The sequence below is a fragment of the Pelagibius sp. 7325 genome, assembly GCF_037652055.1.
GTDB lineage: Bacteria > Pseudomonadota > Alphaproteobacteria > Kiloniellales > Kiloniellaceae > Pelagibius.
On the sequence record NZ_JBBKAH010000014.1, the window covers coordinates 97,177 to 108,830 of the forward strand.

Annotated in this window: 4 protein-coding genes; 3 read left to right on the top strand and 1 reads right to left on the bottom strand. The window is 65.7% G+C overall.

Going from position 1 to position 11,654, the window contains the following annotated elements; translation table 11 throughout:
• Positions 1-195: 195 nt before the first annotated feature.
• The gene (locus WDC82_RS24050) at positions 196-1,146 is read left to right on the top strand and encodes an OmpA family protein (protein WP_340119971.1); all 951 of its coding nucleotides are present in this window, start codon (positions 196-198) and stop codon (positions 1,144-1,146) included.
• 154 nt (positions 1,147-1,300) lie between these two features.
• Here WDC82_RS24050 and WDC82_RS24055 read toward each other — a convergent pair whose 3' ends face one another.
• Positions 1,301-1,699, bottom strand: a complete 399-nt coding sequence (locus WDC82_RS24055; RefSeq protein ID WP_340119972.1) for a RidA family protein — start codon at positions 1,697-1,699, stop codon at positions 1,301-1,303.
• A 174-nt stretch (positions 1,700-1,873) separates the two neighbouring features.
• Here WDC82_RS24055 and WDC82_RS24060 point away from each other — a divergent pair, with 174 nt between their 5' ends.
• Together WDC82_RS24060 and WDC82_RS24065 are read left to right on the top strand one after the other, a co-directional pair.
• The gene (locus WDC82_RS24060) at positions 1,874-2,467 is read left to right on the top strand and encodes a TetR/AcrR family transcriptional regulator (protein WP_340119973.1); all 594 of its coding nucleotides are present in this window, start codon (positions 1,874-1,876) and stop codon (positions 2,465-2,467) included.
• 442 nt (positions 2,468-2,909) lie between these two features.
• Positions 2,910-11,192, top strand: a complete 8,283-nt coding sequence (locus tag WDC82_RS24065; protein WP_340119974.1) for a type I secretion C-terminal target domain-containing protein — start codon at positions 2,910-2,912, stop codon at positions 11,190-11,192.
• The last annotated feature ends 462 nt before the right edge of the window (positions 11,193-11,654 follow it).

Below are 11,654 nucleotides of genomic sequence, written 5' to 3' on the forward strand. Positions count from 1 at the left end.
CGGGAGGTTCCGGACACCTCCCAATTGCAGTCCCGTAAACACTAGTTAATTCAAACCGTTGCGGCGGCTTTGCTTGCGCCCCATCGAGAATCTAGCTATACCGCTCTGCAATGTGTTAATCATGTAATCTGCAGGGTGTTGTGCAGGGCCTGCACGACGCCCAGCGCAGGGGAATTTTCAAAGGGGAAAGCCGATATGAAGGCGAAAGGTATTATCGTTGGCGCCGGTTTGGCGGTCGCGGTTTCTCTGGCTGCGCCGGCCAATGCGATTACGCCGTTCAACGTTCCCGGCACGCCGCTGTGGGACCATCCTTTCGGCAGTGTCTTCGATACGCGCAGCGGACTGGACCTCGAAGCGAACGGCATCGCTTTCAACCAGGCGCTCTATTCCGGCTATGCCGAGCTGTCCGAGGATCGCTCTTCCGGCTGGCTCGGGGCTGACTGGGACTTCGCCGACGGCGAGCTGTTCAATCACAAGGCTCGCACCGCGCAGAAAAACTCCATCGTGCTGCCGGACGAGCCGATGGACCGCGATCTGACCGAAGAGCAGGCGGCCACCTTCCAGGATGCCATCGAGCGCCTGCGCAGCGGCTTCGACCAGGGCGGCCGCTATCTGGCCCCGCAGGATGCCGCCACCGCCCAGGTGAAGTACGACTGCTGGATCGAGGCGACCGAAGACGGCCGCAGCGACGATGCCGAGGCTTGCCGGTCGGCTTTCGAGCAGGCCATGGCGGCCCTTGAGTCCCAGGCCAACTACGCGCTGACCGACATCGATTACAGCACGCCGGCGCCGGCGATGGCTGCTGCGACCCCGTCGCAGATGCAGTTCATCGCGCTGTTCAACTTCGACAGCTCCGAGTACGCCCCGGGCAACCAGACCGTGGTGCGCGAGGCCCTGGATGCGGCCCTGGCCAATCCGGGCACCGCGCTGAAGATCGTCGGCCACGCCGACCGTTCCGGCCCGGTGGCCTATAACCAGACCCTCTCCGAGCGCCGCGCCAACCGCGTCATCGAAGAGCTGGTGAGCGGTGGTGTCGATCCGGTCCGCATCAGCGGTGAAGCGGTCGGTGAGACCCAGCCCCTGGTGCCGACGGAAGACGGCGTGCGCGAGGAAGGCAACCGCGCGGTCGTGATCAACCTGAACTGAGCAAAGGCGGCGTCGTCGCCTCCGGAAACCGGAGACGCGAACCCGCGAAAAGACAGGCCCCCGGAGGTGCATCCTTCGGGGGCCTTTTCTTTGCCTTGCCAAAGCGGCTGATCCTCACGCGTCCTGAAACCAGCATCGCGCCGGCAGAAACGCCCTATGCCTGATCAGGAATGCGCGCGATCACCTTGATCTCGAAATCGAAGCCGGCGAGCCAGTTCACCCCGATTGCGGTCCAGTTGGGATAGGGCGGATCGCTGAAGACCTGGTTCTTGACGGCCATGATGGTCTCGAACTGCTGCTCGGGATCGGTGTGGAATGTCGTCACATCGACGATATCGTCGAAGCTGCAGCCCGCGGCTTTCAGCGTGGCCCGGAGGTTCTCGAAGGCCAGCTGAACCTGACGCCCAAAATCCGGTTCGGGAGTACCGTCGGCGCGGCTGCCGACCTGCCCGGAGACGAAGAGCAGATCGCCGCTGCGGATGGCAGCCGAATAGCCGTGAGCCTCGTAGAGGGCATGCCTGTCGGCCGGAAATACTGCGTCGCGCTGCGTCATCTTTTGAGCCTTCTCATCATTGCTGGGCGGGGCAGTCGACCCGCGCTACGCCGAGCATCGAGTGCTTCACACGCCGCCGCGTCGTCTGATATACGCCTTGTATGCGAAATATTGGGCATACGCAGCGTATGTCAACCCATATACATTACGTATATGAAAATGGGAGGGGCCACGATGGCACGGCGACGCGTCGAAACGATGGAGGAGAACCGCGCAAAGCTGATTACCGCCGCGCGCAGAGCCTTTGCCGAGAAGGGGTACGCTGCCGCGTCCATGGATGAGCTGACCGCCGAGGCCGGCCTGACACGGGGCGCGCTCTATCACAACTTTGGGGACAAGCGCGGACTTCTGGCTGCCGTCGTCAACCAGATCGACGCCGAAATGGCCGCGCGCGCGCAGGAGATCGCCGCCCGGGCGGATGACGACTGGGAGGGGCTGCTGGCGGAGGGGGCTGCCTATATCGAGATGGCGCTCGATCCCGAGGTCCAGCGCATCGTCCTGCTCGACGGCCCGGCATTCCTCGGCGATCCGTCGCAATGGCCGAGCCAGAACAGCTGCCTGCAGGCGACAACGCAGACTGTGCAGCGGCTGATCGCGCGGGGGATTCTGAAGCCGGTGGATGCGGAGGCCGCGGCGCGGCTTCTGAACGGGGCGGCGCTCAATGCGGCCCTGTGGATCGCGGCCAGTGACGCTCCGAAAGAGGTCCTGCCGAAAGCTGTCGAGGCCTTCCGGTACCTCGCCACCGGCCTGCTCGCCAGACAGAGGTGAGTCCCGGCCGGCATCCGGGTCCTTCAGAGCACTACAACCAGAGAATGAATGACGTGGTCCCGCAGCGGGGCGGCGAGGTCTCCGGTATTTGCGACCGTCACCTTCAATCGCGCAGCCGGCAGGTTGACCATCACAAGATCACCACAGCGCGGTTAACGGTCTCTCCTGGAAAAACACAATAAAATATATAATAATCAATACTATATAAGTATTTCACTGTTGCGGTAGCCTGCGGCGTTAACTATAGGGCGCAATGACCTCATACTATTATATATGGATATTCAACGAAGTCATCTTGTAAGCGCCACAAGATTCTCACAAACTCCGCCAGCTTTTTAGCCGGTGTTTTCGCGTGGGGCGCGAGCCGGCGCCACCTGCACCGCATATTGAGTGGTGCGCACCTGTCTGTGGGGCGGCGGGTTGTTATTCGGGAGATAACAGCATGACGGACGATCTCACCCGCGGTTACGAAGCGCAGGAAGCCAACGTGACCGAGTCCGCCGAGGCGTTTACTTCCGGTGCCGAGGGCACCCAGGGCATGGGTGCCGAGGGCACCCAGACGATGGGCGCTGTGGCCGTCGGCCAGGCCGGCGAGGCGATCGTCGTCAGCCGCCCGGCACCCGGCCAGACCGTCGAGATCCAGGTTGCTCCCGGACAGACCTACGTCCTGGACTTCGCGCCGGGTGACGCGCAGGTCCAGGTGCAGGGCGACAACTTCGCCCTTGCCTTCGATGACAACGGCGACGGGACGCCGGACAGCCAGATCGTGTTCCTCGATCTGGTCGACATCGTTGAGGCCGGCGATGCGCCGACCTTCCAGATCGGTGGCGCCGAAATCGGCTCCGACGTGTTGCTGGGCCAGGCGCTGGCGCTGGCGGGCCAGGGTGAGGCCCCGCTGGATGAGGTGTCTGCCGGTCCGGACGCGACGGGCGGCGGCGCGTCCTTTTACGACGATAATCTGGGCGGCATCCTCGACCTGCTGGTGGCGCAGGGCGTGATCCCGCCGACGGCGCTGCAGTTCCGTCTGATCGAGCTGGAGGACGAGATCACCTTTCTCGATCCGGCCGAGGGCGAGATCGCGCTGACCTTCCGCACCGATACGGATGGCGGCGAGGGCGCGGTGAACACTTGGGAAGGCGGCTTTGAGGACTGGCAGCCGAACCAGGACGTCTGCGACCCGGCGACCTTTCCGATGGAGATCCTCATCGGCTTCACGCCGGCCGACAACGAGGAACTGGTCACCCTGGTGATTTCCGGCATCCCGGCCGGTGCCACGCTGTTCGTCGGCGGCGTCGCGGTGGATACCTCGAGCGGCTCGTCGCCGGCACTGACCCCGGCGGACCTCGCCTCCGGGCTCCACCTGCTGCCGCTGGAGGACAGCGGCGACGACATCCCGCTGACCGTCACGGCGACCATCGTCGATCCCGACAGCGGCGCGAGCGCGGTCATCACCGGTTCGGCGACGGCGATCATCGACTCGGTGGCCGACAAGCCCGCGATCGGGCTGGACGGCGAGGCCGACGGTGGCGAAGGCGGCTACGGGCAGGGCGGCGGCCAGGGGGACTACGGCGACTATTACGGCGGCTGCGAGGATGACGGCTGCAAGATCGTCGTCTCCAAGGTCGTCTACAAGGAGGACAACGGCACCGACGGCGGCGAGGGATGCTGCCCGACCGACGGCGCGCCGATCTTCGGTGCCGGCTTCACCGCGGCCGTCACCGACATCGACGGCTCGGAGAGCCTGACCAAGATCACCGTCGCGACCCGTGAAGAATACTGCCCCGTGGATCAGAACGGCCTTCAGGTGCCGCTGTCCGCGACAGGCGATGAGACCGCCACCAGCTTCATGATCGGCGGCCAGGTGCTGGTCGATGGCGAGTTCGTCGAGGTCGCCGCCACCTTCGCCGACGGCTCCACGGGCTTCGCCACAGCGACCATCGAGATCAGCGGCGGTGTGCTGACGCTGACGTTCGCGCCCGAGCTGCGCGTGCAGGAGGTCGACCTGTCGAGCGGCTCCGACACGCCGTTCCAGGTGCGCCTGCCGCAGCACAGCGACGACGACTTCCAGCTGAACCTGGAGGTGACGGCGCAGGAGTTCGTCATCGACGGCGAGCTGACCCTCGACAACAACGAGGCGACGCAGCAGGCGGTGCTGAACGTCGAGGTCCAGGCGGTCGCCGACGGCGCCCTGCTGACGGCGACGGACGAGTCCCTCTCCTTCGCCGAGGATGACGAGTCCGACCCGACCAAGCATGGCGCGGACAGCGGCGAGACCGGCCTGGTCATTCCGCTCGGCTCGCTGGGCGCGACCCTGATCGACCGCGACGGCTCCGAGGGCATCACCCAGCTGAAGGTCAGCCTCGTGGGCGCCGACGAGTTTGCCGAGTTCGTCGATGCCGAAGGTCACCCGCTGGTCGGGCCGCTGCAGATCGAGGTCGCCGAGGGCGTTTTCGTGACTGCGGGCGTCGACATCGACGGTTCCTGCCTGACCCTCACCTTCGACGGCCACGAGACCGCCGGCTACGACATCGACATCTCCGGCCTCGTCCACGTGAAGCTGCCGGTCGATGACAGCAGCGACTTCACGGTCGAATTCGCGGCGACCACCACCGAGGTCAACACGGAAGGCGCCGTGGCCTGCGAGTCGCGGACCACGGAGACCAGCTTCGAGGTGCAGGTCGCCGGCGTGGCCGGGCCTGCCGCCATCAGCTTCGGCGACTACGAAAATCTCCCGGGCTGCGGTTGTCGCGGCCAGCAGGTCGACGGCAACACCCTGACGCTTTCGCTGTTCGAGGATGGCGTCGGGTCGGTCCACGGCCAGGCGGGCGCCGGTCCGTTGACGGTGCCCGTGTTCTTCACCGCGCAGCCGCAGGACAGCGACGGTTCGGAGAAGATCACCAAGGTGATTCTCAGCCTCGACGGCGCGCCGGAAGGCACCGCCTTCGTCGATGGTCTGGGCGAGGTCCTGGAGGCAGACGACGTCATCGCCGGCGGTGTGGTGAGCTTCGCCGAGGGCCAGCTGGTGCTGACCTTCGAGCCGGGCGTCGACGCGGTCGACCTCGCCGGCCTCGGCGTGAAGCTGCCGCTGCATGCGGACGGCGATTTCACCATCAACATCACTACCACGACCACCGAGTACGACGACGACGGCGTCGGCGCCCTGGTCGAGACGCACGAGACCGATGCCGCGATCGTCGTGAAGGTCGACGCGGTGGCCGACGCGGTGACGGTCGCGGTTGACGCGGTGAGCGCGAGCGGCGACGAAGCTTTCGCCCCGGGCGAGGCCGGCACGGTGAAGGTGAATGCCACCTTCGGCGACCTCGACGGTTCCGAGGCGCACACGGTTACGGTGAAGGTGCCCTATGGCTTCACGGTGACCGACACAGCCGGCGGTACGCTGGACGGCAATACCGTCACCTGGGTCGTGACGGGCGAGGCCAACTTCGAGGCCGTTCTCCAGATCGCGGCGAAGGATGACCTGGCTCTCGACAAGACTGTGCAGTGGGTGGCCAAGGCCAAGGCCGTCGAGCAGGCCACGGGCGATGCGGAGTGCACGACGTCGAACAACACCGCCGTTGCCACGGCGAAGGACCGGGTGACACTTGACCCGGCACTGCCGCCGAAAGTGGCGGTGATGCTCCACGGCAAGCCGCTGTGCATCAAGGAAGACGGGCAGGGCGAATTCAAGGTGAAGGTCGACGCCAAGGGCGACGACTTCATCAGCCAGATCGAGGTGGAGAATCTGCCCGGCGCCGAGCAGGGCTGGACGGTCTCCGTAGTCGGCAATGACGGTGGCAGCTTCGATCCGGTCACGGGGATCTATACGACAGCCGGCGAGCCGGGCTCGGTGACGCTGACGGTGACCCTGGCGCCGCCGGCCGACAGCGACGTCGACGTTGCCACCGTGATGGGCGATGACATCATCTTCACGGCCACGGCAGAGGACCCGGACAGCGGCGACACGGCGGCCTCCGCTCCTGCGGTCGCGGATGTGAATGTGGATGCGGTGGCCGATCCGGTCGCGGTGAATATCACGGTGAACGACGACCCGGCCGATGCCGGCAACCAGTTCGCCGCCGGCGAGACCGGCACGGTCAAGGTCCAGGCGAGCTTCGGCGATGCGGAGGACGGATCCGAGCAGCACACGGTCACCGTCTTCATTCCTAACGGCTTCACCGTCGGCGATCTGGGCGGCTTGCCGGAGGGAGTGAGTGCGGTCGTCGACGGCGGCAAGGTTATCTTCACGCTCGGCAGCGGCGTCCCGACCCTCGACTACAGCTTCGCGGTGACGGCGCCCGCCAGTGGCGTGTTCGACGGCCGTCCGTTTGTCTTCGCCGCCGAAGCAAAGGCCAAGGAGATTCCCACCGACGCCGAATGCAGTGTCCTGAACAACTATGCCCTCGACTATGACGCCGAGTTGGTGTTGGGCGAAGCGGCGCGCCAGCCCTGTGTCGGCCTTCAGGTCGAGGGCGCGGGCGCCGTCAAGGAAGACACGACGGCCAATGTCCAGGTCACGGCCAGCACGACCAGTCTCGGGGACACGCTGAGCCAGGTTGTGGTTGCGGCACCGGCGGGCTGGGTGCTGAATGCGGGGGCCGGCGGGCAGATCGCGTCTGTCGCGGGCGACGGCACCGGCACCCTGACGCTGACCCTGAATCCGGGCGTTACCAACTTCTCGGGGACGATCCAGGCGACCCCGCCGGAAGACAGCGATGTCGACGCAGTGTTCACGGTGACGGCGACCGCGGTCGACGGGCTCGATTCAGCCGAGGGGTCCGACGACTTTCCGGTCACCGTCGACGCGATCCTCGACCACGCGCTGGATCTAGGTAGCGACGGCAGCAACAGCGGCGCCGAGACGGTCGGCGCGCAGACCTTCGCCCTCAACCTCGACAGCTCGGTTGTGAACCCCTTCACGGGTTCCGGCGCCGGCGGTGCGGATACCGATGGCTCGGAGACGACGACGGTAACGCTGACGTTGGACGAGCCTCTGCCGGTGGGGGCGGTGCTGTCCTCGACGGGCGGCACGGTGACCCAGGACCCGAGCGACCTGACGGGCAAGACCTACATCGTCTCGGGGGTGAACCTCGAGGCGGCGGTGGACGGCCTGCAGGTGCAGGTGCCGGGCGGCTACGACGGCACCATCTCGGGCACGATCACGGCCGAGAGCCGTGAGGCCAACACCCCGGCCGGGACGGTCGTGGGCAGCGGTGCCGAGCCGGATGAGACTGACAACGCGTGGTCCAACTCCGTCGACTTCACCGTCACCGTGCGCGGCGGCGAGGTCGCGCCGGAAGCGGCGATCGGCCTTGCGGGCGCAGCCGCGGCGATCAAGGAGGACTCCGAGAACAACGTGGTGGCGTTCTCGGCCAACGCCGGCGATGCGACGGACGAGCTGACGACGGTGGTCATCGAGCTGCCCAACGTTGCGACGGGTGACCTCGACATCGCGCAGATCAATGCCGATCTCGGCGGCAACGGCACGGCGATGCTGAGCCAGAGCGGATCGACGGCGGTGATCACCATCACCTTCAACGACGCTGCCGACGTGCAGAGCTTTGCGAGCTCCTTCACGCTGGACGCGCCGGACGAGGACAGCGACGTCGACCTGACGGGCGTCAAGATCACGGCCAACGCCAAGGACAGCTCCGATGCCTCGGAGACGGGCTCGGGCGGCCAGACCACGAGCATCGTGGTGGACGCGGTGCTGGACCACGCGCTGGAGCTGGGTGAGGACGGCGTGGCCGGGGCCAGCGAGAGCGACACGGCGCAGACCATCGGGCTCGGCCTGGATGCGACGCAGGTCTCGGCGGGCTTTGCCCTGTCGCTGGCCGGCGGCGAGGATAGCGACGGCTCGGAGACCACCACAGTGACGCTGACGTTGGACGCGGCGTTGCCCGAAGGGGCGGTGCTGAGCTCGACGGCGTTGGGCGCAACCGTGGTGGGCGGCCCGCTGGTCTACACGATCAGCGGCCCGGACCTGGCGGCCGCGGTGGACGGCCTGCAGGTTGAGGTGCCGGGCGGCTACGAGGGGACCATCTCGGGGACGATCTCGACCGAGAGCCGTGAGGCCAACACCCCGGCCGGGACGGTCGCGGGCAGCGGCGCCGAGCCGGATGAGACTGACAACGTCGTGACAGACTCCGTCGCCTTCACGGTGACGGTGGGCGGCGGCGGTGTCGACCCGAGCGCGTCCATCGCCTTGGCGGGCGGCGGCGACTGCATCGAGGAAGACTCGCTCGGCAACGTGGTCGAATTCACCGCGTCCTCCGGGAACGCCACCGACGAGCTGACCACCGTCGTCATCGAGCTGCCGAACGTGGCGGAGGAAGACATCGACATCGCCCAGATCACCGCGGATCTGGGCACTGACGGCACGGCCACGGTGACGGCGCCGGGCGGCTTGACGACGATCACCATCACCTTCAACGACGCTGCCGACGTGCAGAACTTCTCGAGTTCCTTCACCCTGGATGCGCCGCTGGCCAACAGCGATGTCGACCTGACGGGCGTGACGATCACGGCGACGGCGCAGGACAAGACCGACCCGTCACAGACGGGCACGGGCGGAGAGACCATCGATATCCCTGTCGACGCGGTGGTCGACGGTTCCGAGGTCGAGCAGACGGCGCCGGCGGTGGGCGATGAGGACACCGAGATCGCGCTGAACCTTGCGATCGATCTTGGCGGCGACAGCACCACGGGCCCGGGCGAGTCCCAGGGCGGCACGGACAAGGACGGCTCGGAGTCGGTGACCAGGTTGGTGGTGATGCTGTCGGTCGGCACCTTGATGTGGGATCTGCCGGCCGCGATCGCGGCCCCGACCGAAGGCCCTGAGGGCACCTGGACGTTTGAGACCTCGGGCGCGGACCTCGCCGATGTGCAGGACCTGGTCGCCAGCCTGAGCGTGACGCCGCCGGAGGATTTCAACGGCGATATCGACGTGACCGTCACGACGACCACGGCGGAGGCGGCCACCGAAGCCGGACCCAATGGTGCCTCCGGCCAGGAGTGCGACGACGGCAACAACGTCGACGAGGACACCTACGAGTTCACCGTGACGGTCAATCCGACGGTAGAGCCGGCGCCGGTGCTGGTTGTCGGCGAGAACGTCGACGACATCGCGACCGAGCAAACGCCTCACCGGGTCGACGAGACCAGCGAAGATCCGGTCGCCGGCGAGATCGTCGGCAACGGCGGCGGCGACGTGCTGGTCGGCGACGTCGGCGGCGGCGCGCTGGACGGCAAAATCATGAACCTGGCGCTGATCCTCGACACCTCCAACAGCATGGAGGAGGAGATCGAGTTCAACGGCGTGACCATGACGCGCATCGAGGCCCTGGACCAGGCGGTCGAGAGCCTGCTCGACAAGCTGACCGACACGGCGGGCCTGACCGTCCGCCTGCACATGGTGAGCTTCAACAGCAACGTGACCGGCCAGGACACGTTCGACATCATCACCAACGGTGTCGTGAATGCCACGGCGTTGCAGGCGGCCAAGGACTTCATCCTGGACGCGGACGACGAACCGACGGATGTGGCGCAGGGCAACACGAACTACGAGGCCGGCTTCCAGGCGGCGCTCGGCTGGTTCAGCGATGATGCCAACACGCTGGACAACCCCGACTTCAACAAGACCATCTTCGTCTCGGACGGCCTTCCCAACCGGGTCTATGAAGGAAACAGCCCGACCAAAGTGGCCGTCGAAGGGAATACCCAAAGAGCCCTCGATCACGTGCTCGGCGCCTTTACCCACCCGGGCAATCCGAGCAAGTCCGATACCGTCAGCGAGTACGACGGCCTGCTCGGTGCGTTCAAGGGCGTGAACGGCACGGTCGATGCCATCGGCATCAATGTGGACAGCGATGGCATAGCCGTGCTGAGCCAGGTCGATGAGGGCGAGGCCGACAGCATTGCCGAGGGTCAGGAACTGGCCGATGTGCTGGATGGCCTGTCCCAGGTGACCGAGCTTGCCGGGGTCGGCGACGACGTCATCGTCGGCAACGGCGGCAGCGACCTCATCTTCGGCGATGCCATCTTCACCGACAGCCTCGCCGTGGATCAGGGCCTGACCATGGTTCCCGGCTCCGGCTGGGAGGTGATCCAGCACCTGGTCAACAACACCGATTTCTTCGACCAGGACCTCGGCAAGTCCGTGACCGAGGAGATCATGGACTTCCTGCGCGATCCGGCCAATCTGGCGACCTATGACCTGGGCCGTGAGTCGGTGAACAGCGAGGGTGTCGGACGCACGGGCGGTGACGACACCATCAGCGGCGGCGCCGGCAACGACACCATCTTCGGCCAGGAGGGCGCCGACCTCATCGACGGCGGGTCGGGTGCCGACATCATCATCGGCGGGACCGGCAACGACACCATGACCGGCGGCGAAGGGGCAGATACCTTCGTCTGGACCGACCAGTTCATCGCCGGCGAGACCGATACGGTGACCGATTTCAGCGCGGCCGACGGCGATGTTCTGGACCTGTCCGCCGTGTTGGAAGGGACGGACCCGACGGACGGCGGCGCCGAACTGCAGAGCTACCTGAACATCACCTACGACGGTACCGACACGACGATCGCCATCGACGTGAACGGCGACGGCAGCGGGACCGACGTTACCATCGTCTGCGAGGGCGTGAATCTCACGGCCGGCGGTGTCGACCAGGCGGACATCATCCAGTCGCTGATCGACAGCGGACAGCTGCAGGCCGCCACGGTCTGAGTCGAGACGGCGTGACGGCTCCGGCTGCCTGCACCGGGTCCGTCACGCGACCGAAGCATGACTGAAAGCCCGGGGAGGGCTTTCGGGGGGGGCAGGGGGATGGCCCGGGGAAAGCGCTGGGGCCCGGTGGGAGACCGCCGGGCCCCTTTGCCGTCGCGCGGCCAGTATTCGACGTCCGGTGCTGTCGCTGCGCCCGATTTGGCCAGCCAAAAATCAATTTAAACGAGATAAATGGAAGGCCTGACTTCCCGTTTGATTGTGCGGCGGAAATTATGTGATTTCCGACTGAAAATTAACCAAAAACGTTAGGAAGCCTAAATAAAAGCGTCAGATATCTTAACCATAGATATTTCAATCTAAACGCGTAGTTTTAATGTTTCTAAGCCATTTTATTAACCTAATTCCCCCTTTTTGCCCGAATATTTCAGGAAACTCATACAAAACAGCATAGGTTTTAACGGA

Excerpts from the sequence above, each read along its gene's own strand:
- WDC82_RS24050 (WP_340119971.1), top strand. The coding sequence starts at position 196 with ATGAAGGCGAAAGGTATTATCGTTGGCGCCGGTTTGGCGGTCGCGGTT.
- WDC82_RS24055 (WP_340119972.1), bottom strand. The coding sequence starts at position 1,699 with ATGACGCAGCGCGACGCAGTATTTCCGGCCGACAGGCATGCCCTCTAC.
- WDC82_RS24060 (WP_340119973.1), top strand. The coding sequence starts at position 1,874 with ATGGCACGGCGACGCGTCGAAACGATGGAGGAGAACCGCGCAAAGCTG.
- WDC82_RS24065 (WP_340119974.1), top strand. The coding sequence starts at position 2,910 with ATGACGGACGATCTCACCCGCGGTTACGAAGCGCAGGAAGCCAACGTG.